19 protein-coding genes and 2 tRNA genes are annotated in these 25,078 nt (G+C 73.3%); 12 read left to right on the forward strand and 9 right to left on the reverse strand.

Going from position 1 to position 25,078, the window contains the following annotated elements; translation table 11 throughout:
• Positions 1-256: 256 nt before the first annotated feature.
• Positions 257-1,465, forward strand: coding sequence for an IS481 family transposase (locus tag K304_RS0113225; protein WP_027764146.1), 1,209 nt, complete (start codon positions 257-259; stop codon positions 1,463-1,465).
• Positions 1,466-1,528: 63 nt separating this feature from the next.
• Here the strand turns inward: K304_RS0113225 and K304_RS0113230 are convergent.
• Positions 1,529-1,602, reverse strand: a tRNA-Met gene (locus K304_RS0113230).
• A 73-nt stretch (positions 1,603-1,675) separates the two neighbouring features.
• Here K304_RS0113230 and K304_RS0113235 point away from each other — a divergent pair.
• From K304_RS0113235 to K304_RS0113265, 7 genes are all read left to right on the forward strand, one after another.
• Positions 1,676-2,101, forward strand: a complete 426-nt coding sequence (locus K304_RS0113235) for a DUF6153 family protein (RefSeq protein ID WP_106965588.1) — start codon at positions 1,676-1,678, stop codon at positions 2,099-2,101.
• 79 nt (positions 2,102-2,180) lie between these two features.
• Positions 2,181-2,888 (forward strand): DUF305 domain-containing protein, encoded by a 708-nt coding sequence (locus K304_RS0113240; protein WP_051308411.1) that lies wholly within the window; start codon positions 2,181-2,183, stop codon positions 2,886-2,888.
• A gap of 229 nt (positions 2,889-3,117) precedes the next feature.
• Complete coding sequence (locus K304_RS28835; RefSeq protein ID WP_078529033.1) at positions 3,118-4,590, forward strand: FAD-linked oxidase C-terminal domain-containing protein; 1,473 nt, start codon at positions 3,118-3,120, stop codon at positions 4,588-4,590.
• Positions 4,587-5,708, forward strand: a complete 1,122-nt coding sequence (locus tag K304_RS0113250) for a (Fe-S)-binding protein (RefSeq protein WP_027764149.1) — start codon at positions 4,587-4,589, stop codon at positions 5,706-5,708. Before K304_RS28835 ends, K304_RS0113250 begins: the two co-directional genes overlap by 4 nt.
• Before the next feature lie 29 nt (positions 5,709-5,737).
• The gene (locus K304_RS0113255; RefSeq protein ID WP_027764150.1) at positions 5,738-6,499 is read left to right on the forward strand and encodes a (Fe-S)-binding protein; all 762 of its coding nucleotides are present in this window, start codon (positions 5,738-5,740) and stop codon (positions 6,497-6,499) included.
• Positions 6,496-7,992, forward strand: a complete 1,497-nt coding sequence (locus K304_RS28840; RefSeq protein ID WP_051308420.1) for a lactate utilization protein B — start codon at positions 6,496-6,498, stop codon at positions 7,990-7,992. Before K304_RS0113255 ends, K304_RS28840 begins: the two co-directional genes overlap by 4 nt.
• Complete coding sequence (locus tag K304_RS0113265; RefSeq protein ID WP_027764151.1) at positions 7,989-8,639, forward strand: LUD domain-containing protein; 651 nt, start codon at positions 7,989-7,991, stop codon at positions 8,637-8,639. Before K304_RS28840 ends, K304_RS0113265 begins: the two co-directional genes overlap by 4 nt.
• A 60-nt stretch (positions 8,640-8,699) precedes the next feature.
• Here K304_RS0113265 and K304_RS0113270 read toward each other — a convergent pair whose 3' ends face one another.
• Entirely contained in the window at positions 8,700-9,131 is a 432-nt protein-coding gene (locus K304_RS0113270; RefSeq protein WP_027764152.1) for a VOC family protein, read from the reverse strand.
• A gap of 164 nt (positions 9,132-9,295) precedes the next feature.
• On the opposite strand from K304_RS0113270, the gene K304_RS28845 reads away from it, so the two are divergent.
• Positions 9,296-10,717, forward strand: a complete 1,422-nt coding sequence (locus K304_RS28845) for an MFS transporter (RefSeq protein ID WP_078529035.1) — start codon at positions 9,296-9,298, stop codon at positions 10,715-10,717.
• Positions 10,714-11,883: an anhydro-N-acetylmuramic acid kinase gene (locus K304_RS0113280; RefSeq protein ID WP_486591650.1), complete on the forward strand. Its 1,170-nt coding sequence runs from the start codon at positions 10,714-10,716 to the stop codon at positions 11,881-11,883. The genes K304_RS28845 and K304_RS0113280 overlap by 4 nt, the downstream gene beginning before the upstream one ends.
• A gap of 60 nt (positions 11,884-11,943) precedes the next feature.
• Here the strand turns inward: K304_RS0113280 and K304_RS0113285 are convergent, their stop codons facing one another.
• Positions 11,944-12,621: a helix-turn-helix domain-containing protein gene (locus K304_RS0113285; protein WP_027764154.1), complete on the reverse strand. Its 678-nt coding sequence runs from the start codon at positions 12,619-12,621 to the stop codon at positions 11,944-11,946.
• Between the two features lie 275 nt (positions 12,622-12,896).
• Here K304_RS0113285 and K304_RS0113290 point away from each other — a divergent pair, with 275 nt between their 5' ends.
• Positions 12,897-14,342 carry an NCS2 family permease gene (locus tag K304_RS0113290; protein WP_027764155.1) on the forward strand — a complete coding sequence of 482 codons (1,446 nt, stop codon included), beginning with the start codon at positions 12,897-12,899 and terminating at the stop codon, positions 14,340-14,342.
• A gap of 114 nt (positions 14,343-14,456) precedes the next feature.
• Here the strand turns inward: K304_RS0113290 and katG are convergent, their stop codons facing one another.
• Positions 14,457-16,691, reverse strand: a complete 2,235-nt coding sequence (gene katG / locus K304_RS0113295) for a catalase/peroxidase HPI (protein ID WP_027764156.1) — start codon at positions 16,689-16,691, stop codon at positions 14,457-14,459.
• 142 nt (positions 16,692-16,833) lie between these two features.
• Here katG and K304_RS0113300 point away from each other — a divergent pair, with 142 nt between their 5' ends.
• Positions 16,834-17,250 carry a Fur family transcriptional regulator gene (locus tag K304_RS0113300; protein WP_027764157.1) on the forward strand — a complete coding sequence of 139 codons (417 nt, stop codon included), beginning with the start codon at positions 16,834-16,836 and terminating at the stop codon, positions 17,248-17,250.
• 11 nt (positions 17,251-17,261) lie between these two features.
• Here the strand turns inward: K304_RS0113300 and K304_RS0113305 are convergent, their stop codons facing one another.
• The 5 genes from K304_RS0113305 to tmk form a co-directional block, all read right to left on the reverse strand.
• Entirely contained in the window at positions 17,262-18,239 is a 978-nt protein-coding gene (locus tag K304_RS0113305) for a TIGR00341 family protein (protein ID WP_311675983.1), read from the reverse strand.
• 457 nt (positions 18,240-18,696) lie between these two features.
• Positions 18,697-18,770: transfer RNA gene (locus K304_RS0113310), tRNA-Thr, on the reverse strand.
• A gap of 94 nt (positions 18,771-18,864) precedes the next feature.
• On the reverse strand, positions 18,865-20,460 hold the full coding sequence (locus K304_RS0113315) for an alpha/beta hydrolase (protein ID WP_027764159.1): 1,596 nt from the start codon (positions 20,458-20,460) through the stop codon (positions 18,865-18,867).
• A gap of 83 nt (positions 20,461-20,543) precedes the next feature.
• Positions 20,544-21,752, reverse strand: coding sequence for a DNA polymerase III subunit delta' (locus K304_RS0113320; RefSeq protein ID WP_027764160.1), 1,209 nt, complete (start codon positions 21,750-21,752; stop codon positions 20,544-20,546).
• A 151-nt stretch (positions 21,753-21,903) separates the two neighbouring features.
• Positions 21,904-24,906 carry a dTMP kinase gene (gene tmk / locus K304_RS0113325; RefSeq protein ID WP_027764161.1) on the reverse strand — a complete coding sequence of 1,001 codons (3,003 nt, stop codon included), beginning with the start codon at positions 24,904-24,906 and terminating at the stop codon, positions 21,904-21,906.
• Between the last annotated feature and the right edge of the window lie 172 nt (positions 24,907-25,078).

A 25,078-nucleotide genomic window follows, 5' to 3' on the forward strand; every position in this document is an offset into this window, starting at 1 on the left:
CGTTGACGTCGCGACAAGGTCAACCCGGCGCACGGGCGCGCGGCGGCGTGCGGAACGGTGGCGGAATGGGCAGGCGGGTCGGCCTGACCTCCGCATACCGACAGCACGAAGGCCCGGCAGGAATCTGCCGGGCCTTCGCCTTCAGTAGCGGGGACAGTGTGCAGTCTCACGACATCCAGGACGCATGTCTCGGGACATCGAGGACATGGTGTCTCGCGTCATCCAGGACACACAGGGGGGCTGCTGATGTTCGGGCATGTCCAAAGCCCGGTTGGTCATCACCGCCGTCACCGTCGAGCACCGTCCCGTCGCCGAGGTCGCCCGTGACTACGGCGTGGCCCGCTCCTGGATCTACACCCTCCTGGCCCGCTACCGCCTCGAGGGCGAGACCGCGTTCCAACCCCGCTCACGTGCCCCGAAGACCAACCCGCGCGCGACGCCACCCGCTGTCGTGGAAGAAGTCCTCGCCCTGCGCAAACAGCTGGCCGAGGCCGGCCTGGACGCCGGCGCCGAGACCATCGCCTGGCACCTCGAACACCACCACGACCTCACACTCTCCAAAGCCACGATCCACCGCCTCCTGTCCCGCGCCGGCGCCGTCGCACCCCAGCCCAAGAAGCGGCCCAAGTCCTCCTACATACGCTTCGCCGCCGAACAGCCCAACGAATGCTGGCAGTCCGACTTCACCCACTACCGCCTCACCCACCCCGACGGACGCCCCGGCCAGGACACCGAGATCATCACCTGGCTCGACGACCACTCCCGTTACGCCCTGCATGCCTCCGCACACCGGACCGTCACTTCCAAGATCGTCCTGGACACCTTCCGGCAAGCCGCTGAACTGCACGGACATCCCGCCTCGACACTGACCGACAACGGCCTGGTCTACACCGTCCGCCTGGCCAGCCCCAGCCGACGAGGCGGACGCACCTCACTGGAGAAAGAACTACGCCGCCTGGGCATCGTCCAGAAGAACGGCAAACCGAACAGCCCCACCACCCAGGGCAAGATCGAACGCTTCCAGCAGACCATGAAGAAATGGCTCACCGCCCAGCCGGCCCAGCCCGCGACCCTGACCGAACTGCAAGCCCTAGTCGACGCCTTCCTCGACACCTACAACCACCGCCGACCCCACCGGTCCCTACCCCACCGCGCGACCCCGGCGACCATCTACACCGCCCGCCCGAAAACCACACCCGGCACCGACCGCAGCACAGACACCCACGACCGCGTACGCACCGACCGCGTCTCCAAAGCCGGCTCCATCACCCTGCGCCACGGCGGAACCCTCCACCGCATCGGCATCGGACGAACCCACGCCGGAACCTACGTCCTGGCCCTCGTCCAGGACCTCGATATCCGCGTGATCAACGCCGCCACCGGCGAAATCCTCCGCGAACCGGTCCTCGACCCCACCGTCATCTACCAGCGCACAGGCCGCCCACCAGGCCCCACCCCAAAATGACGAACGCCCGAACCTACATCTCTGTAGGTTCGGGCGTCCTCGATGTCCTGCGACATCACACAGTAGCGGGGACAGGATTTGAACCTGCGACCTCTGGGTTATGAGCCCAGCGAGCTACCGAGCTGCTCCACCCCGCGTCGGTGATCCCTACTGTACGGCATGCCCCGCCCATCCACGAAATCCGTTCCCTGCACCCGTACGATGACCGCCATGACAGGGCGGCAGCGGCGTTCGGCGCGGCACGGTCGGGCACGAGCCCTGCCCGTGCTGGTGCTCGTGCTGCTGGCCGGTGTGCTGGCCATGCACGGCCTGGGGCCGACCCCGGCCCCCACGGCAGACCGGGCCCACGGCCACCACGCCGCCGCTCCGGTGACGGCACCCGCGTCCGCGCACAGCCGGGCCTCCGCGCCGTGCGGGCACACGGCGCTCACCGAGGGCGGTCACGACGGCCACCTCCGGCACGCGGACGCCACCTGTGCGGCCGCCGGCGTGGCCGGCGCACCCGCCCTGCCGGACCTCGTGCGGTCCGCCGGGTCCCCGGTCGCGGACACCGCGCCCACTCTCCGGTGCCACAGCGACGACCGGTGCACCCGCGCCCCGCCGTCCCTCAGCGCCCTGCAACTCCTGCGCATATAGGCGCGCCCGGCCGCGACGCCACCCCGGCGCGCGGCCGCGCCCGCACGTCCTACACCCAGCGCACAGGAGTCGCTTCACCATGACCACGAACCGTTTCACCGCACGCCGTTCCACCACACGCCGTTCCCGCGTCCACCGGGTGGCGGGGTCCGCCGTCACGGTCACCGCCGCCCTCGTCCTCGCCGCCTGCGGCGGCGCAGGCGGCACCTCCGGGCAGGGCGGCGGCAGCGGCGCCGAGTCCGACGCCTCGCCGTCCGCCTCCGCCCCGCAGGAGACGCAGCGGCACAACGCCGCCGACATCGCCTTCGCCCAGGGGATGATCCCGCACCACCGCCAGGCGGTCACCATGTCCGGACTGGCCGAGACCCGGGCCGCCTCGGGCGAGGTGCGGGAGCTGGCGGAGAAGATCGAGAAGGCCCAGGCTCCGGAGATCAGGACGATGTCCCGCTGGCTGAGGGCGTGGGGGGAGAAGATCCCCTCGGGCGACGCCCACGGCGGGCAGGACGGCGCCTCCGGCCCTGACGGTCACGGCGGCCACGGGTCCGGGGAGCCGATGCCCGGCATGCTGTCCGCCGAGGACATGGCGGAGCTGAAGCAGTCCACGGGCAAGGACTTCGACGAGGCGTACCTGCGCCTGATGATCGAGCACCACGAGGGCGCGGTCGCGATGGCGGGGACCGAGCTCAAGGAGGGCTCGTACCAGCCCGCACTGGACCTCGCCGACACGATCATCGAGGCGCAGACCGCCGAGATCGCCGCGATGCGGAAGATGCTCGGCGGACACTGAGCACGCCGGGGCCGGTTGCGGGCTGCGGAACGACCCGGAACCGGCCCCCGGCCGCCGCGCCCTCCCCCCACGTCCCGCGTCCCCGGTCTCCCGCGTCCCCCTGTCCGCGTTCGCCCCGACGGTGTCGCGGACCACCCGCACGCAGCACACTGGTCTCTCCATCCGCCCGCAGCCGACGAGACGACACCGGAGGAACGATGGGGACGACCAGCCGCCCGGGGGCGGGCCGATGACCGCGCACACCGAACGGGCCGCCGGCCGCGCCACGCCCCCGAGCGAGCGGACCGAACCCGACACCGCCGCAGGCGCAGGCGCGGGCGACGGGCGGGCCGGTGCACTCGCCGACGCACTCGCCGCGCTCGTCGGCCGGGAGCACGTACGGGTCGAGCCCGGGCAGCTCGCCGCGTACGCCCGGGACGCCACCCCGCTCTTCCACGCGCCACCGGACGTCGTGGTGTTCCCCGGCAGCACCGAGGAGGTCGCCGCCGTGCTGCGGCTGGCCACCGAACGCGGTGTGCCGGTGGTCCCGCGCGGCGCGGGCTCCAACCTGTGCGCCGGGACCGTCGCCCTGCACGGCGGGGTGATGCTGGTCCTGACCCGGCTGAACCGCGTGCTGGAGATCAGCCCCGGCGAACTGCTCGCCCGGGTGCAGACCGGAGTGACGACCGCTCAGCTCGCCGACGCCGCCGGCGACGCCGGGCTGCTGTACGCCCCCGACCCGGGCAGCCGCACCGTCTCCACCGTCGGCGGCAACGTCGCCACCTGCGCGGGCGGCCTGCGCGGCCTGAAGTACGGCGTGACCCGCAACTACGTGCTCGGCCTGGAGGCCGTCCTGCCCACCGGCGAGATCGTGCGTACCGGCGGCCGGTTGTGGAAGGACGTCGCGGGCTACGACCTCACCCGCCTGCTCACCGGCTCCGAGGGCACCCTCGCGGTGATCACCGAGGTGACCGTGGCGCTGCTGCCGAAACCCGCCGACACCGGCACCGGCGTCGCCTACTTCGACTCGCTCGCCGACGCCTCCCGCGCCGTCGCGGCCGTCATCGCCGCGGGCGTCGTCCCGGCGACCCTGGAGTTCCTGGACCGCAAGTGCATCGAAGCGGTCGAGGCGTTCGCCGGGCTCGGCCTGCGCACCGACGCCGGCGCGCTGCTGCTGTTCGGCGACGACGGCGACCCGTCGGTGGTCGCCGGCAACCTGGCCCGCATCCAGGAGGTCTGCACCGCCGCCGGCGCCCTGGAGGTCACCCTCGCGGAGAACGTCGCGCGGGCCGACGCGCTGCTCGCCGCCCGGCGCTGCGGCCTGCCCGCCCTGTCCCGGCTCGGCTCGCTCACCATCCTGGAGGACGCGACCGTGCCCCGGCACCGGCTGGCCGAGATGGTCGGGCGCATCGACGAGATCGCCGAACGGCACGGCCTGCTCATCGCCACCTTCGGGCACGCGGGCGACGGCAACCTCCACCCCACCTGCGTCGTCGACCCGGACGACACCGGGGCCGTGGAACGCGCCCACCAGGCGTTCGGCGAGATCTTCGCCGCCGCCCTCGCACTCGACGGCACCATCACCGGCGAACACGGCGTGGGCGCCGCCAAGCTCCCCTACCTCGCCGACCGCCTCGGCGACGACCAGATGGCCCTGCTGCGCCGCATCAAGCACGCCTTCGATCCGGCGGGCATCCTCAACCCCGGAAAGCTCGGCTCATGACGACCGAACCCCCGCAGCCCGGCCCGCCCGCCGAAGGCCCCGGCACCGGGCGCGGCCTCTTCGACAAGGAGCAGCTGGACCGCTGCATCTCGTGCGGGTTCTGCCTCCCCGCCTGCCCCACGTACTCCCTCACCGGCGACGAGGCGTCCTCCCCGCGCGGCCGCATCACGCTGATGCGCGCCCTGGAGACCGGCGAACTCCCCGCCGACGACCCGACGCTGGCGGAGGAGTCGTCGTACTGCCTGGGCTGCCGCGCGTGCGAGACGGTCTGCCCGGCGGGCGTGGAGTACGGGCAGCTGCTGGAGCAGTGGCGGGACCACCAGTGGAGCGGCCCGAAGCGGCCGTGGATCGTCCGGCTGCTGACCGCGGTGGTCGCCCGGCCGTTCCTGCTGCGCCTCCAAGGGCTGGTGCGCCGCCACGCCCGTCCGTCCGGCGGCGGCTCGGCCGACGGGCCGTCGCTGATGCTGGGATGCGTCGAACGCGGCCTGTACCCGGCGGTCTCACGGGCCGCGCTGCGGCTGCGGCCCGAGCTGAACGTACCGCCGGGGCAGGGCTGTTGCGGTGCACTGCACGCCCACAACGGCGACTCCGCCACCGGGAAGGCGCTCGCCGAGGAGCTGGGCGCGCGGCTGCCCGGCACCCTCGTGACCACCGCGGGCGGCTGCGCCGCCCACCTCGCCCACCACCTCGGCCCCGACCGGGTACGGGAGTTCGGCGACCACCTGCACCGCGAAGGCCACGTGCCCGCCGGGCGGGTGACCGTCGACGGCCGCACGGCCCGCGTCGGGCTGCAGGACTCCTGCCACCTGCGCAACGGCCTCGGCGTCACCCGCCCGCCGCGCGAACTGATCGCCGCCGTCGCGGAGTACGTGGAGGTGCCGGGTGCCGGGGACTGCTGCGGCGCCGCCGGCACGTACGCGATGCTCCGGCCGGCGGACAGCCGTGCCGTACTGGACCCGAAGCTGGCGGCCCTCGCGGAGGCCGACCTCGACTTCGTCGTCGCCGTCAACCCCGGCTGCCTGCGACAGCTGCGGCAGGGTCTGCGCCGTACGGGCGCCCGCACCCGCGCCGTGCACCTCGCGGAGCTGCTCGCCCTGGCGGAGGAGGACCGCACGTGAGCGCGTCCGCACCCGGCCCGGGCGCCGGGCTGCGCGTCGCCCTTTTCGTGACCTGCGTGAACGACGCGCTGTACCCGGAGACGGGACGGGCGGTCGTACGGCTGCTGGAACGGCTGGGCGTCGAGGTCGACTTCCCCCCGGCCCAGACCTGCTGCGGCCAGCCGCAGTACAACACCGGCCACCGGCGGGCTGCCGAGCCGCTGCTGCGGCGCACGGCCGACGCGTTCGCGGGCTACGACCACGTCGTCGCGCCCTCCGGCAGTTGCGTCGCCATGGTCCGCGAGGGCTACCCGCGGATGGGGGAACGGGCCCGCGCCGAGGGCCGCGGCGACGCCCTCGCCGCGGCCGCCGCCGCTCTGGTGCCGCGGGTGCGGGAACTGACCGAGTTCCTGGTGGACGTGCTCGGCGTCACCGACGTCGGCGCGTACTACCCGCACACCGTCACCTACCACCCGTCCTGCCACGGGCTGCGGACGCTGGGGCTGGGCGACCGTCCGCTGCGGCTGCTGCGGGCCGTGCGCGGTCTGACCCTGATCGAGCTGCCCGGCGCCGAGGAGTGCTGCGGTTTCGGCGGCACGTTCGCGGTGAAGAACGAGGCCGTGTCGGTGGCCATGGGACGGGACAAGGTGGACCACGCCCTCGCCACCGGCGCCGACACGCTGTGCGGGGCGGACAACTCCTGCCTGATGCACCTCGACGGCCTGATCCGGCGGCAGGACGCGCCCGTACGCCCCCTCCACCTCGCCGAGATCCTCGCGTGCACGGAAGCGGACCGGAGGCCCCCGCGATGAACACCGCCTACCTCGGGATGCCGGCCTTCCCCCGGGCCGCCGCCGGGTCCGTCCGCGACACGCGGCTGCGCGCCAACCTCACGCACGCCACGCACACCATCCGCGACAAGCGGGCCGCCGCCGTCGCCGAACTCGGCGACTGGGCGCAGCTGCGGCAGGCCGGAAAGGACCTCAAGGACCGGACGCTGCGCCACCTCGACCACTACCTCCTCCAGACCGAACGGGCCGTCACCGCGGCGGGCGGGCAGGTGCACTGGGCCGCGGACGCCGACGAGGCGAACCGCATCGTCGCCGGCCTGGTCCGCGCCACCGGCGAACGGGAGGTCGTCAAGGTCAAGTCGATGGCCACCCAGGAGATCGGTCTCAACGAGGCGCTCGCCGCCGAGGGCGTGACCGCGTACGAGACGGACCTCGCGGAACTCATCGTGCAGCTCGGCGACGACCTGCCCTCGCACCTCCTGGTCCCGGCGATCCACCGCAACCGCGGCGAGATCCGCGACCTCTTCCGCGAGGCGATGGGCCGCTGGGGACGGCCGGCGCCCGGCACGCTGACCGACCGGCCCTCCGACCTGGCCGAGGCGGCACGGCTGCACCTGCGGGAGAAGTTCCTGCGCGCGAAGGTCGCCGTCTCCGGAGCGAACTTCCTCGTCGCAGAGACCGGCACCGTGGTCGTGGTGGAGTCCGAGGGCAACGGCCGGATGTGCCTCACGCTGCCGGAGACGCTGATCTCCGTCGTCGGCATCGAGAAGGTCGTCCCCACCTGGCAGGACCTGGAGGTGTTCCTGCAACTGCTGCCGCGCTCCTCCACCGCCGAGCGGATGAACCCCTACACCTCGATGTGGACCGGCGTGGCGGAGGGCGACGGTCCGCGCACCTTCCATCTCGTGCTGCTCGACAACGGCCGCACCGCCACCCTCGCCGACCAGGTGGGCCGGCAGGCGCTGCGCTGCATCCGCTGCTCCGCCTGCCTGAACGTCTGCCCGGTGTACGAGCGGGCCGGCGGCCACGCGTACGGCTCGCCCTACCCCGGTCCGATCGGCGCCATCCTGACGCCCCAACTCCGCGGCCTGCAGAGCGAGGTGGACGCCTCCCTGCCGTACGCCTCCTCGCTGTGCGGCGCCTGCTACGAGGTGTGCCCGGTCGCCATCGACATCCCCGAGGTCCTCGTCCACCTGCGGGAACGGGTCGCGGAGAAGTCCGCCGGGCACCGCCGGGAGCGGGCGGGCGTACGGGCGGCGACATGGCTGCTGGACCACCCGGCGGCGTACGCGGCCACCCTGCGGGCCGGTGCCCGCACCCGGCGCCTCCAGCCGGAACGGCTGCGCCTGCCCGGGGCGGCCGGGGCGTGGAGCGGGGCCCGGGACCTGCCCCGCATGCCCGCGGCGTCCTTCCGCGACTGGTGGCGCGCGCACCGCGCCCGGCCGCGCGACGCCCGGCACGGCGAAGCCACGCCCGGCGCACCCCCGTTCCGCGAAGGAGGGGAGGCTCGGTGAACGGCTCCCGCGACCTCGTCCTGGCCCGCATCCGCACCGCACTCGCGGACGTACCCGCCGCGGAGTCGCCGGCCGGCCACCCCGTCGCCCGCGCCTACCGGAGCGCGCACACCTCCGAGGACCCGGCCGCCCTGCGCGCGCTGCTCGCCGAGAACCTCGCCGACTACCGGGCGGCCGTCCACCGCACCACGTCCGGCGGCCTGCCCGCCCTCGTCGCCGAACTCCTGGCCGCGCACGGGACCCGCACCCTGGCCGTACCGGCCGACCTGCCGCCGCGGTGGCTCACCGCACTCCACGGCGTGGAGCTCGTGCGCGACGCGCCCACCCTGACGGCCGCCCGGCTGGACGCCGTCGACAGCGTGCTCACCGGCTGCGCGCTCGCCGTCGCCGAGACGGGCACCGTGGTGCTCGACGCCGGTCCCGCGCAGGGACGCCGGGCCCTCACCCTCGTCCCCGACCACCACGTCTGCGTCGTCCACGCCGACCGGATCGTGGCGTCCGTCCCCCGGGCGCTCCCCCTGCTGGACCCGCGGCGTCCGCAGACCTGGATCTCCGGACCGTCCGCGACCAGCGACATCGAACTCACCCGCGTCGAAGGCGTGCACGGCCCCCGCTCCCTGGAGTGCGTCCTCGTCGAGCCGGAGTGAGACGACGGCCGGTCGGGACGGCGGCCCGGTCGCACGGCGGCCGGTCGCACGGCGGCCGGGTCAGCCGGCGAAGACCTGGGTGTCGTCGGCGAACGCCTTGAACTCCAGCGCGTTCCCGGCCGGGTCGTGCAGGAACATCGTCCACTGCTCGCCCGGCCGCCCCGCGAAGCGGAGGTAGGGCTCGATCACGAACGCGGTGCCGGCCGCGCGCAGGCGCTCGGCGAGGGCGTGGAAGGCGTCCACCGTCAGGAGCAGCCCGAAGTGGGGGACGGGGACGTCGTGGCCGTCCACAGGGTTGTGGACACCGCGCGGGGCACCGGGGGCGAGGTGGGTCACGAACTGGTGGCCGTGCAGGTTCCAGTCCACCCAGGTCTCCGCACTGCGGCCCTGCTCCAGGCCGAGCACGCCGCCGTAGAAGCGGCGGGCGGCCTCCAGGTCGTCGACCGGAACGGCCAGGTGGAAGCGCGGGATCGGGGAATCGGGAACGCTCACGGTGCTGCCGTCCTTCCGTCACGTCTGCGTGCAACGGGTTGCCCCGCGCCTGAAGGGTACGTCCGTCCCCTTGACCCGTACGCCACGAATTGGTCTACTCCACCCCCGGGGGGGGTCACCGTCGATCACGCCGCCCCGCCGCGGGCACCGGAAGAGGTCCAGCCATGTCGTCCACCCCACCGGCCGCCGCCCCGCCGCACCCCCCGTCACCACCCCGCCGGGCACTCGTCGCCGGGTCCGTCGGCAACTTCGTCGAGTGGTACGAGTTCGGCGTCTACGGCTACTTCGCGACCATCATCGCGGCGAACTTCTTCAGCACGGACGGCGCGAGCGACCTGGAGTCGCTGGTGAAGACGTACGCGTCGTTCGCCATCGCCTTCTTCTTCCGGCCGGTCGGCGCGGCGCTCTTCGGCCGGATCGGCGACCGCATCGGACGCCGGCCGACGCTGATCATGGTGCTGATGCTGATGACCGTCTCCACCACCCTGATCGGCGTCCTGCCCACCTACGCCACGGTGGGCGCGGCCGCCCCCGTGCTGCTGACGCTGCTGCGCATCCTCCAGGGCCTGTCCGCGGGCGGCGAGTTCGGCGGCGCCGTGTCGGTCATGACGGAGTTCGCGCCGCCGGGCAAGCGTGGCCTGTACGGCGCGTGGCAGTCGTTCACCGTCGGCCTCGGCCTGCTCGCGGGCGCCGGCATGGCCGCCGTCCTGGCCACCGTGATGAGTGCGGGAGCCCTGAACGACTGGGGCTGGCGCCTGCCGTTCCTGCTGACGCTGCCGCTGGGCGGCGTCGCCCTGTGGGTGCGGCTGAAGCTGGACGAGACACCCGAGTTCGTCCGCGAGCACGGCGCCTCCGGGGCTCCGGGCGTGCCGCCGACCGCACCGCCGCCCGCGCCGAAGCCGTCCACGGGGCAGACCGCGAAGGCCATCCTGCTGGGTGCCGGGCGTCTCATGGGCTGGTCCGCGGCCGGCTACACCTTCCTGGTCGTCATGCCGTCCTACCTCCAGGCCACCCTGAACGCCTCCTTCCAGCAGGCGCTGATCTCGAGCGTGGTGGCCAACGCCGGTTTCGCGGCGATGATCCTGCCCGCCGGCCGGCTGAGCGACCGCGTCGGCCGCCGGGCCGTGATGCTCACCGGCGCCGTCCTGATCGCGCTGCTGTCCTGGCCGCTGCTCAACCTGCTGCAGGACCCGGACTCCGGTTCCGTGGCGAAGGGCGCGGCGGTGTTCGCTGCGGGCGCGGCGGTCGGCATGCTGGCCGGTCCGGGGCCCGCCATGCTGTCGGAGATGTTCCCGACCTCCGTGCGCTACACCGGCCTCGGCCTGTCGTACGCCCTCTCCAACGCCGTGTTCTCCGGCAGCGCGGGCCTGATCATCACGGAGCTGGTGGCGAGCACCGGCGACGTCGACATCCCCGCCTACTACGCCGCAGCGACCTGCGCGATCAGCGCCCTCGCGCTGTGGACCCTGCGCGGCGACGACCACCTGCGCCCGCTGCGCCGCACGGCCGCCGCCGAGTTGGCTGGGGCACCGCCCGGGGCCGCGCCCGGGGCCGCGGCGGAGACGACCGGGAAGACGGCCGGGTGAGGCGCGTCATCGGCCTCATGTCCGGCACGTCCCACGACGGCATCGACGCCGCCGCCGCAGACGTGGGCCTGGAGGGCGACACCCTGGTCCTGCGCCCGCTGGGCATGCTCACCGAGACCTACGACGACGCCCTGCGCGGCGCGCTGGCCGCCGCGCTGCCCCCGGCTCGCACCACACTGCACGACGTGTGCCGGCTGGACACCGGCATCGGCCGGGCGTTCGCCCGCACCGCCCGCCGGGCGAACGCGGAGCTGTGCGACGGACGTGCCGAACTGGCCGTCTCGCACGGCCAGACCGTCTACCACTGGGTGGACGACGGCCGGGTGCACGGCACCCTCCAGCTCGGCGAACCGGCGTGGATCGCCGAGCACGCCCGCCTGCCCGTGCTGTCGGGCCTGCGCACCCGGGACGTGGCCGCGGGCGGGCAGGGCGCCCCGCTCGTCAGCATGGTCGACGCGCTGTGGCTCGCGGGACGCCCGGGACGTCCCGTCGCCCTCAACCTGGGCGGGATCGCCAACCTGACGGTGGTCCGCGAAGGGGTGCCGCTGGCCTTCGACACCGGCCCGGCCAACGCCCTCCTCGACGCCGCCGTCGCCCACGCCACGGACGGCCGCCTCGGCTACGACGCCGACGGCGCGCTGGCGGCCCGCGGCCGCGTCGAAGGGGGCCTGCTCGACACCCTGCTGGCCGAGCCGTACTACGCCCGGCCCGCCCCCAAGACCACCGGCAAGGAACTGTTCCACCTCCCCTACCTGCACCGGGCGCTGGACGGCCGGGACGTCTCCACCGAGGACCTGGCCGCCACCCTCACCGCACTCACCGCCCGCACGGTGGCCGACGCGGTGCGGGACGTGGGCGGCGACCAGGTGATCGCCTCCGGGGGCGGCACCCGCAACCCGGAGCTGATGCGGGCGCTGCGCCGCGAACTGGGCGCGGGGACACCGGTGCACACGTCCGACGAGCTGGGCCTTCCGTCGGCGGCGAAGGAGGCGTACGCCTTCGCGGTCCTCGGCTGGCTGAGCGTGCACGGGCTCCCCGGCACCGTCCCGTCCTGCACCGGCGCCCGCCGGGCCACCGTGCTGGGCTCGCTCACCCCGGGCCCGGACGGCTTCCCCGCACCGGCCCGCCCCGCCACCGCACCCCGCCGCCTGCACGTCCGGAGGTGAACGGCGGGCCGGGCGCCCGCCTTCCGTGGGCACGCCGAGGCGCCGCGCGGCCGGGGCGGCTCAGCCGCGGTCGGCGAGCTTGTCCCAGAAGTGCTGCACGATGTCGTCGAGGTAGCGCCGCCCCAGCTCGCCGGAGGCGGCGTCGCCGGCTCTGCTGAGGGTGGCGGCCATCAACCCCTGGTACTCCTGGTGCAGGGCGCGCAGGGGTTCCTTCAGGTCGCGCTTGTCCAGGGAGATCAGCTTGGCGATCGCGCGGATGTGGGCCTGCCAGCGCGTCGTGACGGCCTCGGTGAGGAGGCCCGCGAGCTCGCCCTCCAGACCCGTCACGGCGATGTGGTCGGGGACCGGAAGGTCGAGCAGGGTGCCGAGCTTCGCGGACTGCCGTTCGTCACCGGCCCAGCGGCCCGTCTCCTCCATGTGGCGGTAGGCGTCGAGCGGGACGCCGGTGAAGCCGGCCACGTCCTCGGCGGCGAGTCCACGTGCCAGACGGTGTTCCAGCAGAGTGCGGGGACGCCCCATCAGTTCGCCCGGCGCGCACCACAGGGCGCCCGCGAGGGCGGTGAGTTCGTTCGCCGACGGCAGGGCCTCACCGCGCTCCCACGCGGCGATGTGGCCGGGGCCGACGTGGACGAGGCCGTAGGAGGCGCGCATGCCGTGGGCGACGTGGCCGTGGGCCATCCCGAGTTTCTCGCGCAGGGTGCGTGCTGCGCGCGCGTCGAAGGGGATCGGTGGATGCACGCGCTGAGAGTAGGGAGTCACCGACGGCCACTCCACTGCCGCTGTCGCCCCCTTCCCGCTATAGCGGGATAGGTCTTCGCCGATTCTGTAGGAAGCGACAGGGATGGCGCGGAGACGTCGACTAGGGGATTCCGCAAAACGATTGTGAACGTGCCCCTGCCACGCGAGATCCGCTCGCATGGTGCGGCATGGGTGTACGTGCCCTCGCCGTCATTCCCCCCGGCAGCACCGCCCTGCTTTCCCCTTCCTCACGAGCAGGTCCAGGAGACCCAGCAATGCAGACCAGCACCACGACCAAGAACGAGGCGCCACCCTCCGGAGGCGGTGGCGCGGTCGACCGCTTCTTCCGCATCAGCGAACGCGGTTCGACCTACGCACGGGAGATACGCGGCGGCCTCGCCACCTTCTTCACGATGGCGTACATCCTCGTGCTCAACCCCATCATCCTCGGCGGCGCCGAGGACAAGTTCGGCGAACAGCTCGACGGGACCCAACTGGCCACCGCCACGGCACTGGTGGCCGCGGTGATGACCGTGATCATGGGCGTCGGCGGCAATCTACCACTCGCCCTGGCCGCCGGCCTCGGCCTCAACGCCGTCGTCGCCTTCCAGGTCGCGCCCCTGATGAGCTGGGACGACGCGATGGGTCTCATCGTCCTGGAGGGCCTGCTGATCTGCGTGCTGGTCCTGACGGGACTGCGCGAGGCGGTCATGCACGCCATCCCGCAGGCCCTCAAACAGGCGATCAGCGTGGGCATCGGTCTGTTCATCGCCCTGATCGGCTTCGTCGACGCGGGCTTCGTCACGCGCATCCCGGACGCGGCCAACACCACCGTGCCCGTCCAGCTCGGCACCGGCAACCTCACCGGCTGGCCGATGCTCGTCTTCTGCCTCGGCGTCCTCCTGACGATCGTCCTGCTCGCCCGCAAGGTGAAGGGCGCCATCCTCATCAGCATCGTCCTGATGACCGTCCTCGCCGTCGTCATCAACGAGCTCGCCACGGTCACGAACTGGGGCCTCACCTCGCCGACGCTGCCCGACGGCCCCGTCGCGGCCCCCGACTTCGGGCTGCTCGGCGAGTTCGACGTGTTCGGCGCGTTCGGGCAGGTCAGCATTCTGACGGTGGTCCTGCTGGTCTTCACGCTCATCCTGTCGGACTTCTTCGACACCATGGGCACCGTCGTCGGCGTCACCGCCGAGGCCGGACTCCTCGACGAGCGCGGCCAGGTCCCCGGCCTGGGCCGGGTGCTGCTCATCGACGGCGCGGCCGCGGTCGCCGGCGGTGCGTCCTCCGCCTCGTCCGCCACGACCTACATCGAGTCCGCCGCGGGTGTCGGCGAAGGCGCACGGACCGGCCTGGCCAGCATCGTGACCGGTGGCCTGTTCACCCTCGCCCTCTTCCTCACCCCGCTGCTGACCATCGTGCCGCTCCAGGCCGCCTCCCCCGCCCTGGTCGCGGTCGGCTTCCTGATGATGACGCAGGTCCGGCACATCGACTGGGACCGCTTCGAGCTGGCCATCCCGGCGTTCCTGACCATCGCCGTCATGCCGTTCACCTACTCCATCACCAACGGCATCGGCGCCGGCTTCATCGCCTACGTGGTCATCAAGGCGTGCCTGGGCAAGGCCCGCGAGGTGCACTGGCTGCTCTGGGGCACCGCCGCGCTGTTCCTCGTGTACTTCGCCATCGACCCCGTCAAGCAGGCCCTCGGCCTGTCCTAGAACCGCCCTGGCCCCGCCACCGGGACGCCGGACGCCCCCGGGAAGGCGACTTCCCGGGGGCGTCCTGTGCGAGCGGTGCGACCTGTCGCCCCGTCGACCCGTCGGCCTGTGCGATCAGGCGAGGTCGAACCGGTCGAGGTTCATCACCTTGTCCCACGCCGCGACGAAGTCCGTCACGAACTTCTCGTTCGCGTCGTCGCTCGCGTACACCTCCGCGAGCGCGCGCAGCTCGGAGTTGGAGCCGAACACGAGGTCCGCGCGGGTACCGGTCCACCGGACCTTCCCGGAGGCGGCGTCACGGCCCTCGAACTCCCGCTGGTCCTCCGACGTCGCCTTCCACTCCGTGCCCAGGTCGAGCAGGTTGACGAAGAAGTCGTTCGTCAGCCGGCCGGGCGTGCCGGTCAGCACGCCGTGCTGCGACTGCCCGTGGTTGGCGCCGAGGACGCGGAGACCGCCGACGAGAACGGTCATCTCCGGCGCGCTGAGCGTCAGCAGGTTCGCCCGGTCGATCAGCAGGTACTCGGCGGGCAGCTGCCGGTTGGCCTTGCCCTGGTAGTTGCGGAACCCGTCGGCGGCCGGCTCCATCTCGGCGAACGAGTCGACGTCGGTCTGCTCCTGCGTCGCGTCGCTGCGTCCCGGCGTGAACGGCACCCGGACGTCGTGACCGGCGTCCTTCGCCGCCTTCTCCACGCCGGCGCATCCGGCGAGCACGATCAGGTCGGCCAGCGAGACCTGCTTGCCGCCGCTCTGCGCGGCGTTGAAGGACTGCTGGATCTCCTCCAGCGTGCCCAGCACCGTCGACAGCTGCTCCGGGTCGTTGACCTCCCAGCCGCGCTGCGGCTCCAGACGGATGCGGGCGCCGTTGCCGCCGCCGCGCATGTCGCTGCCCCGGAAGGAGGCCGCCGACGCCCACGCCGTGGCCACCAGCTGGGACACCGTCAGGCCCGAGTCCAGCACCTTGCTCTTGAGGGCGGCGACGTCCTCGGCGTCCACGAGCGCGTGCGTCACCGCGGGCACCGGGTCCTGCCACACCAGCGTCTCGGACGGGACCTCCGGGCCGAGGTAGCGCTGGACCGGACCCATGTCGCGGTGGGTCAGCTTGAACCAGGCACGGGCGAACGCGTCCGCGAACTCCTGCGGGTTCTCCTTGAAGCGCCGCGAGATCGGCTCGTACACCGGGTCGAAGCGGAGCGACAGGTCGGTCGTCAGCATCGTCGGGGCGTGGCTCTTCGACGCGTCGTGGGCGTCGGGCACGGTGCCCGCGCCCGCGCCGTCCTTCGGCCGCCACTGGTTGGCCCCCGCCGGGCTCTGGAACAGCTCCCACTCGTAGCCGAACAGGATCTCGAAGAAGCTGTTGTCCCAGGTCGTCGGGGTGTCGGTCCAGATGCCCTCGAGACCGCTGGTGATCGCGTCGCCACCCTTGCCGGTGCCGTGCGTGCTCCGCCAGCCGAAGCCCATCTCCTCCATCCCGGCGGCCTCCGGGTCGGCGCCGACCCGGTCCGCCGGGCCCGCACCGTGGGTCTTGCCGAACGTGTGGCCGCCGGCGACGAGCGCGACCGTCTCCTCGTCGTTCATCGCCATCCGGCGGAACGTCTCACGGATGTCGCGCGCCGCGGCCAGCGGGTCCGGGTTGCCGTTCGGGCCCTCCGGGTTGACGTAGATCAGGCCCATCTGGACCGCGCCCAGCGGGCTCTCCAGATCGCGGTCGCCGGTGTAGCGCTCGTCACCCAGCCAGGTGGACTCCGGGCCCCAGTACACGTCCTCCTCGGGCTCCCACACGTCCTCGCGTCCGCCGGCGAAGCCGAAGGTCTCGAAGCCCATCGACTCCAGGGCGACGTTGCCCGCGAGAATCATCAGGTCGGCCCACGACAGGGCCTGGCCGTACTTCTTCTTCACCGGCCACAGCAGGCGGCGCGCCTTGTCCAGGTTGCCGTTGTCCGGCCAGCTGTTCAGCGGCGCGAAGCGCTGCTGACCCGTACCGCCACCGCCGCGGCCGTCGCTGACCCGGTAGGTGCCGGCGCTGTGCCACGCCATCCGGATGAGGAACGGGCCGTAGTGCCCGAAGTCCGCCGGCCACCAGTCGTGCGAGGTCGTCATGACCTCGGTCAGGTCCCGCTTCACGGCGGCGAGGTCGAGACCACGGAACGCCTCGGCGTAGTCGAAGTCCTCCCCCAGCGGATTCGCGACCGCGGGGTTCTGGGCAAGAATCTTCAGGTTGAGCCGCTCGGGCCACCACTGGCGGTTTCCACCGCCCTGGGTCGGGTGCGGCGCTCGCCCGTGCGCGACCGGACAGCCACCCCCGCCCTCCGTCTTCGCGTCTGTGACGATTGCCTCGTGGTTCTCGGACATGGGAATCCTTCCGGTGCAGGGCGGCCCCTGGGCTCCTCGGCTGTCGCCGGACCCGATCCTATGGTGGACGGGATCCAAGTCAATACACATCCCAGACGCGTACGTCTTCAATTCCTCGACGCGACGCTGCTAGGTTGCGCCCATGAGTGACCTGCTGGGACGGCTTCGGGCACGTGGCTGGCGGCTGACCGCTCAACGCCGGGTGGTCGCCGAGGTACTCGACGGCGACCACATCCACCTCACCGCGGACGAGGTACTGTCGCGCGCGACCGCACGCCTCCCGGAGATCTCCCGCGCCACCGTCTACAACGCGCTCGGCGAACTCGTCTCCCTCGGCGAGGTGCTCGAGGTCGTCGACGGCCGCGCCAAGCGCTACGACCCCAACGCCCGCCCCCACCACCACCTGACCTGCTCGGCCTGCGGCACCATCCGCGACGTCCACCCCGCCGGCGACCCCCTCGACCTCCTCCCCGCCACCGAACGCCACGGCTTCCAGGTCACCACCGCCGAGATCACCTTCCGCGGCCTCTGCCCCACCTGCACCCCCACCCCCGCCTGACCGCCCCACGCTCAGCCACCGACCCGCCCCGCATCGACCAGCCGGCCGCGTTCCACCTCCACCAGCACCGGCACGCCGTCCGGCAGCTGCCCCGCGAGGCGGTCGAGCAGACCACCCACCGGGGGCAACTCGCCGGGGAGACGAACGTGGATCCGCATCGTTCGGGACGTCGTGTCCACCACGGTTACCGACGCGCCCGGCACGTCGGCCAGCCACTGCTCCGCCGCCTCCTTCGCCTTACCCCTCCAGACGTCGAGCAGAAGGGTGAGTGCCGTGTTCGCCGCCAGTGGCACGAAGACGACGGCGAACAGCAGGGACATGGCGACGTACGCCCGCCGAGCGGGCCGTCCGGGCGCCCGGACCTCGCCGCGGCCGTAGCCCAGAGCGGCGAAGACCACCATCCCTCCGAAGACCAGCGCGAACAGGTTGGACAGGAAGAGCACCAGCGCCCCCAGCGCCAACCACCCCTCCAAGCGCCCGAGACACACGCCGGCCACCACCAGCGGCGGCACCAGGGAGATCGCGATCGCGACTCCGGGAAGCACGGCGGCGACGTCCCGCCGCGCGAGGGCCACCGCGCCGGCGAAGCCCGTCGCCAACGCGGCGACCAGATCCATCAGCCCCGGGGACGTCCGCGACGCGACCTGGCTGTTTCCCAGCAGGGCATAGTGATCGGGCAGCACCACGGAGAACACGGCACCGAGCGCGACCACCAGCAGGCAGGCGAACAGGACGAGCCTCGCCGCTCCGTTCCGGCGACGTTGCACCGATCCCAGGGCGACGCCCATGATCGGCGTCGACAACGGCGCGATGATCATCGCGCCGATCACGGTTGCCGTCGAGTCCGTGATCACCCCTCCCGCCGCGATGACCCCCGACAGAGACAGCATCGCCCAGAACGCCGACCTCTTGGCCCGGCTGTCCCCGGACGACAAGTCCAGATCCTCTGCCAGCTCCTCCAGAGAACGGCGCTGGGAATCGGGCAACACCCGGGCTCGGACTCCACTGAGCATGCTCTCCGCCTATCACGGCCGGCACACTCCGGCGCACCTCACACGGCGCGCAACAGGCAGGTTCACCACCATGGCGTCGGAGTCACCCCGCGCGAGCACGCGACCGTCGGCGCCCGAGCGCCCTGCCGCCGTCGGGAAGGCCGAAGTCACCACCCGCGCGTGCGCGCTCCCGCCTCGGTGGAGCGACCGCATTCCGGCTTCGAGCACGATGCACGAGTCTGGCCGGCCCTGCCGCCCGGCAGCTCACTCCCACTGCACCACGACCGGTCGCGGATCTCCCCGACCGGCGCCGACCGTGTCCTGGATTGGCCGGTCGGAACGAGAACGCCACCCGCGGCCGGAGCCCGAGAAGGCTCGCGGCCCCCCGACCCCGTCATGCTCCCTGCAGCAGAAAACCCCAGGTCAGATAGGCATCTGACCTGGGGTTCAAGTGAGCCGCCTAGGGGAGTCGAACCCCTGACCTACGCATTACGAGTGCGTCGCTCTGGCCGACTGAGCTAAGGCGGCGTGCGCTCGTGCCATGGTGGCGTGAGCAGCGGAATGAAGTCTACAGGGTTTGCCGGGGTGCCCCGGACCGGGGGCACCCCGGGTGCCGAGGGGGTCAGGAGCAGCGCTTGCCCTCGGGCGGCATGTCGCCGTCGACGAAGTAGCGGGTGATCGCCTCGTCGATGCACCGGCTGCCCTGCATGAAGGCGGTGTGGCCGTCGCCGTCGTAGGTCAGCAGGTCGGCGGTCTTCATCTGGCCGGCGAGGCCCTGGGCCCAGGCGTACGGGGTGGCCGGGTCGCGGGTGGTGCCGACGACGATCATGGGCGCCGCGCCGTTCGCCGCGATGCGGTGCGGCTCGCCCGTGGGCTCGACCTGCCAGTAGGCGCAGTTCAGCGAGGCCCAGGCGAAGGTGCGGCCGAAGACGGGAGACACCTTCTCGAAGGAGGCCACCCCGTCCCTGACCTCTGCCGGGCCGGAGAAGGCCGGCGGGAGGTCGAGGCAGTTCACGGCCGGGTTGGCGAACATGATGTTGCCGTAGGAGCCGTCGGCCGCGCGCTCGTAGTAGGCGTCGGCGAGGGTGAGCAGGCCGGCGCCGTCGCCTTCCATCCCGTCGGCGAGAGCGGCGCGCAGACGCGGCCAGTACACCTGTGTGTACATGGCCTGGATGACGCCCGTGGTGGCAAGCGACTCGGTCAGCGTGCGGGACTCGCCGGTCTCCAGCGGCTCGTCGTCGACCTTTTCGAAGAACGCGCCGAGTTTCTTGCCCGCCTGCCGGGTGGTGCCGTTGCCGAGCGGGCAGTTGCGCCGTTCGACACAGTCCTCGGCGAAGGCGCGGAAGGCGGTGGCGAAGCCGCCCGTCTGCTGCCGGTTGATGTCGACGGCCTCCAGCGAGGGGTCCATCGCGCCGTCGAGCACGAGGCGGCCGGTGCGGGAGGGGAAGAGGCCCGCGTAGGTCGCGCCCAGGTAGGTGCCGTAGGAGGCGCCGTAGTAGTACAGCTTCTCGTCGCCCAGGGCGGCGCGCAGGACGTCCATGTCGCGGGCGACGTCGCGGGTGGAGACGTGCGCGAGGAGGCCGCTGGTGCGCTGCTCGCAGCCCTCGGCGAAGTTCTTGTACGCGGTGACCAGCTTGTCGACCTCGCCCGGGTCGTCGGGCGTCTGGTCGGTGCGGGTGTAGCCGTCCATCTCCCGGTCGGAGAGGCACTCGACGGGCTCGCTGCGTCCGACGCCGCGCGGGTCCATGCCGACGATGTCGTAGTTCTCTCGGAGTTCGGACGGGAAGCCCACGGCAGCGGCCTGCTGCAGGTAGTCGATCGCGGACCCGCCGGGGCCGCCCGGGTTCACCATCAGGGAGCCGGTGGGGTCGCCCCCGCCCGGCGCCTTCTTGCGGGAGACCGCGAGCTGGAGGTCGGAGTCCGCGGAGGGGTCGTCGTAGTCCAGCGGCACGGTGAGGTTCGCGCACTCGAAGCCGATGGTGCCGCACTCGCCCCACTTCAGGTCCTGCTCGTAGTACGTCTGCAGTCCGGCGGGGATCTTCTTCGGCAGGGGACGCAGCGGAGCGGCGTCCCCGCCCGGTGGACGGGTGCTGGTGGGCAGCGGCTGCTTGCTCTCCGACTTGTCCGACCCGCCGTCGTCCGAGGTGCAGCCGGAGACCAGCAGCGCGGCGCCGACCACGACGGCTGTGGAGGAACGGAGCACACGCCTGAATTCCATGACGAACGTTTCCCTTGGTTGGCGACGGGTCGCGGGAGCGAACCGGATACGGGCCGATCTTCGGAGCGTATCCGGACAAGTGGTCAGCCCGCGCGCAACGACATCGCCATCGCCTCCACCGCGAGCAGCGGCGCGACGTTGCGGTCCAGGGCCGTACGGCACTCCAGGATCGCGTCGATGCGGCGCAGCGTCTGCTCGGGCCGGGAGCGCGCGGCGAGCTGCGCGACGGCGTCGCCGGCCTCCTCGTCGGCGAGGGCCGCGGCCGAGCCGAACTGGCTGGCCAGCACGTCGCGGTAGAAGCCTGTCAGGTCGGTGAGGGCCAGGTCGAGGGAGTCGCGCTGGGTGCGGGTCGCACGGCGCTTCTGGCGGTCCTCCAGCTCCTTCATCGCGCCCGCGGTGCCGCGCGGCAGCCGCTTCCCCTCGGCGGCGCCGAGGGCGGCCCGCAGCTTCTCCGTCTCCTTGGCGTCGCTCTCCTCCGCGGCCTGCTTGGCGTCCTCGGCCGCGGCGTCGACCAGTTCCTGGGCCGCCTTGAGCGCGCCGCCGATGTCCGCGACGCGCTCCGGAAGGCGGAGCACCGCGGCGCGGCGGGCGCGGGCCCGCTCGTCGGTGGCGAGGCGGCGCGCCCGGCCGATGTGCCCCTGAGTGGCGCGGGCGGCGGCCGCGGCCGGGCCCGGTTCGACCCCGTCCCGGCGGACCAGCACGTCCGCGACGGCGTCCACCGGCGGCGTACGGAGGGAGAGGGTGCGGCAGCGGGAGCGGATGGTGGGCAGGACGTCCTCGGTGGACGGCGCGCACAGCAGCCACACGGTGCGCGACGCGGGCTCCTCGACGGCCTTCAGCAACACGTTCCCCGCGCCCTCGGTGAGACGGTCGGCGTCCTCCAGCACGATCACCTGCCAGCGTCCGCCGGCCGGCGACATCTGGGCACGGCGTACCAGGTCGCGGGTCTCCTTGACGCCGATGGTGAGCAGATCGGTGCGGACCACCTCGACGTCGGCGTGCGTGCCGACGAGGGAGGTGTGGCAGCCGTCGCAGAAGCCGCAGCCGGGCTGCCCGCCCAGGGCACGGTCCGGGCTGACGCACTGGAGGGCGGCGGCGAAGGCGCGGGCGGCGGTGGAACGGCCGCAGCCGGGCGGGCCGGTGAACAGCCAGGCGTGCGTCATGGCGGAGCCGGACAGGGCGACCGGCTCGCCGGTCGCCTCCGCGGTGACGTACGCGTCCGCGTCCCGGGCGGCGGCGGCGAGCTGCTCGACGGCCCGCGCCTGGCCGACGACGTCGTCCCATACGGGCATGTGGGGCCGTCCTCTCCGCGACGTGCGCTGCGCTGCGTGGTTCCCATTGTGCGGGACGCCTGTGACAGCTCCTTGCCCCCGCCCGGCGTCCGCCGCGTATCGCCGCGGCGGCCGCCGGGCGCGGTGAGCCACCGGCACGGCCGCGGCCGCGTCAGCGGTCGCGGCGGCGGTCGCCCCGGTCCTCGTCCTCGTCGCGCGAGCCGAGCAGCTCGTCCGCGAGCGTCGGCATGTCGTCCAGCGGGGTCTCCTCCGCCCACTCACGGCGCCGGCGGCGGCCCTTCCGCCCGCCGTTCTCCTGGCCGGACTCGTCCTCGACGCGCGGCATCTCCCGGGTGCGTTCGACCTGGGGGACCTCCGCGGTCTCCTCGTCCGGCGAGACGGCGGGGAGGACGGTCGTCTCGTCCTCGGCCGGCGCGTCGGCCCCGGGCGTCTGCTGCGGGAGCTGGGTCGTCTCCTCGCTGTCCGGGTCGCCGTCGCGGGGCGGTCCGGACGCGGTGTCCTTGCGCATGTCGATTCGCGGCATCGGGGCGGTCCCGGCGGCGTCCTCGCGGCGGGGGGTGGATTCGGCCTCCCGTGCCTGCTCCGCCCGCATCAGCGACTCCTCCGCCTTGCGCTGCTTCTCCAGGCGGCGCTCCTCGGCCTCGGCACGGAGGCGGGTCTCCTCCTCGGCGAGCCGGCGGCGGCGGTCCTCCTCCTCACGGCGGGTGCGCTCCTCCGCCTCGCGGCGTTCGCGCTCCTCCTCCGCACGCCGGCGCTGCTCCTCGGCACGCCGCCGCGCCTCCTCCGCGCGGCGGGCCTCCTCCTGCTGCCGCTCCTGCTCCTCCTGGCGGCGCTTCTCCTCCGCCTCGGCCTCCCGGAGCCTGCGCAACTGCTCCTGCCGCTCCCGCTCCTGGCGTTCCTCCTCGGCCTTGCGGGCGGCCTCCTCCTCGGCGCGGCGGCGGGCCTCCTCCTCGGCCGCCCTGCGGGCGTCCTCGCGGGCCTGCACCTCCTGCTCGGAGAGCGGCAGCACCTGGTCCAGCCGGTGACGTACGACGGTGGTGACGGCCTCGGGCTCCTGGCCGGCGTCGACGACGACGTACCGGGCGGGGTCGGCGGCGGCCAGCGACAGGAAACCGGAGCGGACGCGCTGGTGGAAGGCGTCCGGCTCGGACTCCAGCCGGTCCGGGGCCTCGGTGAAGCGTTCCCGCGCGGTCTGCGGCGAGATGTCGAGCAGGACGGTCAGGTGGGGCACCAGGCCGTCCGTGGCCCAGCGGGAGATCCGTGCGATCTCGGTGGGCGAGAGGTCCCGTCCGGCGCCCTGGTAGGCGACGGAGGAGTCGATGTAGCGGTCGGAGAGGACGACGGCCCCACGTTCGAGCGCGGGCCGGACGACGGTGTCGACGTGTTCGGCCCGGTCCGCCGCGTAGAGCAGGGCCTCGGCGCGGTCGGAGAGACCGGCGGAGGAGACGTCCAGCAGGATCGCGCGGAGACGCTTGCCGATGGGGGTGGCGCCCGGCTCGCGGGTCACCACGACCTCGTGGCCCTTGCCGCGTATCCACTCCGCCAGCGCTTCGACCTGGGTCGACTTGCCGGCGCCGTCGCCGCCCTCGACGGCGATGAAGAAACCGCTCGCGGCGGGCGCCTGGGCCGGCTCGGCACCGCGCAGGGCTTCCCGCAGGTCGCGGCGCAGCGGGACGCCGTGGCGGTCGTCGGTGCGGCCGAGCACGAGTGCGGCGACCGGCAGCAGCAGGGCGCCGGCGAGCATCAGCACGAACGCGGCGCCGTCGTGCTCGAAGACGAAGTCGCCGGCCTGCACGCGGTGCGGGCCGATGAACGCGGCCAGCACGGGTGCGACGACCGCGGTCAGCGCCACCGTGACGCGGACGACGGCCTGGAGGTGCGCGGTGAGACGGGCGCGGCGGGGCTCCTCGGTCTCCTGGTCCAGCAGGGTGTGGCCGGTGTGCGCGGCGACGCCGGCGGCGAGGCCGGAGAGCAGAGCGAGGCCGAGCATCGTCGCGGTGTCCGGCGTGAGGCCCGTGGCCAGCAGCGCCACGCCGGTGACGGCGACGGCGACGGCGAACAAGCGGCGGCGGGACAGAGCGGACAGCACGCGCGGGGCGAGCCGGATGCCGAGGGCGGTGCCGCCGGTGAGGGCGAGCACCAGCAGGCCGAACGCCACCGGACCGCCGCCGAGGCTGGCGGCTTCCAGCGCGGCCACGGAGACGGCCGCGCCGATGGCGCCGGCGAGCGCCGCGCAGCCGAGGACGAGCAGGGGGACCGCGCCCGTGCGGCCCTTCTCGCGGGCGTCGTCCCTGCGCGGGCGGCGCAGGCCCTGGAGGGGCGAACGGGGGCGCGGCGTCGCGGAGTCGGGAAGTTCGAGGAAGGCCAGGACGGACAGCGAACCGGCGAAGAGACCGGCCGCGACGTACCCGGCGAGCGCTGCCTGGTGGGTGGTGAACCAGCCGATGCCGGAACCGAGCAGGTTGGAGACGAGCGTGATCACCACCAGCCCGGCGGCGGCGATGGGGAAGGCGACGAAGCCGGTGCGCGTCCACAGGCGGCGCAGCGCGTCGGCGTGGTCGGGCAGCGGGCGCACTGCGGCGCCCTCCGGCGGGGGCGCGGGCAGCAGCGCGGGGGCGGTGCTGTCCTTGGCCACGGCGAACACGCGCTCCGCGGCGCCGGTGACGAAGACGGTCGCCAGGATCGCGGCGAAGGCGGTCCTGGGCACCCAGTCGTTCCACAACGGGGCGATGATCAGCACGACCGCACGCAGCCCGTCGGCGACCATCATCGTCCAGCGCCGGTCCAGCGGGCCGCCGGAGGCGGTGAGCGAGGAGAGCGGGCCGAGCAGCACGGCGCCGAAGAGCAGGGTGGCCAGCAGGCGTGCCCCGAACACGGCGGCCACGACGAAGGCGACACCGCGGTAGCCGCCGCCGAAGACCGGGTCGCCGCCGACGACGGGGGCGATCACGGCGGCCTTGAGTGCGAGCAGCAACAGGACCAGCAGTCCGAGGACATCGGCGACGCCGCCGGTGAACTGGGCGCTCCACAACCGCCGTAGCGGGCCGTAGCGAAGAAGTGCGCCGACGGCACGCTCGCGTGAGTCCGCGGCGAGGGCATCGTCCGCGGCGGAGTTGTCCGTGTCCACGCCAGTCGGCTGCTCTGAACGCGTCATCCTGCCAGCGTATAGGGCGCCGCCGACAGCACGAGCGGCCGCCCGAACATTCGCACGCCGCCGCAGGCAGGACGGGGCGCGCCATCGGGCGGCCCGGGAACGTCCCGGCGATGCGCCGGACACGCGGCTCCACGCCGGCGGTACGCCCCGGGCCCCCGTCCCGGGGTACTTC

It is taken from the genome of Streptomyces sp. CNS606 (assembly GCF_000426325.1).

Excerpts from the sequence above, each read along its gene's own strand:
- katG (WP_027764156.1), bottom strand. The coding sequence starts at position 16,691 with ATGTCCGAGAACCACGAGGCAATCGTCACAGACGCGAAGACGGAGGGC.
- K304_RS28835 (WP_078529033.1), top strand. The coding sequence starts at position 3,118 with ATGACCGCGCACACCGAACGGGCCGCCGGCCGCGCCACGCCCCCGAGC.
- K304_RS0113250 (WP_027764149.1), top strand. The coding sequence starts at position 4,587 with ATGACGACCGAACCCCCGCAGCCCGGCCCGCCCGCCGAAGGCCCCGGC.
- K304_RS0113225 (WP_027764146.1), top strand. The coding sequence starts at position 257 with ATGTCCAAAGCCCGGTTGGTCATCACCGCCGTCACCGTCGAGCACCGT.
- K304_RS28845 (WP_078529035.1), top strand. The coding sequence starts at position 9,296 with ATGTCGTCCACCCCACCGGCCGCCGCCCCGCCGCACCCCCCGTCACCA.
- K304_RS0113315 (WP_027764159.1), bottom strand. The coding sequence starts at position 20,460 with ATGGAATTCAGGCGTGTGCTCCGTTCCTCCACAGCCGTCGTGGTCGGC.
- K304_RS0113290 (WP_027764155.1), top strand. The coding sequence starts at position 12,897 with ATGCAGACCAGCACCACGACCAAGAACGAGGCGCCACCCTCCGGAGGC.
- K304_RS0113235 (WP_106965588.1), top strand. The coding sequence starts at position 1,676 with ATGACAGGGCGGCAGCGGCGTTCGGCGCGGCACGGTCGGGCACGAGCC.
- K304_RS0113240 (WP_051308411.1), top strand. The coding sequence starts at position 2,181 with ATGACCACGAACCGTTTCACCGCACGCCGTTCCACCACACGCCGTTCC.
- K304_RS0113320 (WP_027764160.1), bottom strand. The coding sequence starts at position 21,752 with ATGCCCGTATGGGACGACGTCGTCGGCCAGGCGCGGGCCGTCGAGCAG.
- tmk (WP_027764161.1), bottom strand. The coding sequence starts at position 24,906 with ATGACGCGTTCAGAGCAGCCGACTGGCGTGGACACGGACAACTCCGCC.
- K304_RS0113300 (WP_027764157.1), top strand. The coding sequence starts at position 16,834 with ATGAGTGACCTGCTGGGACGGCTTCGGGCACGTGGCTGGCGGCTGACC.
- K304_RS28840 (WP_051308420.1), top strand. The coding sequence starts at position 6,496 with ATGAACACCGCCTACCTCGGGATGCCGGCCTTCCCCCGGGCCGCCGCC.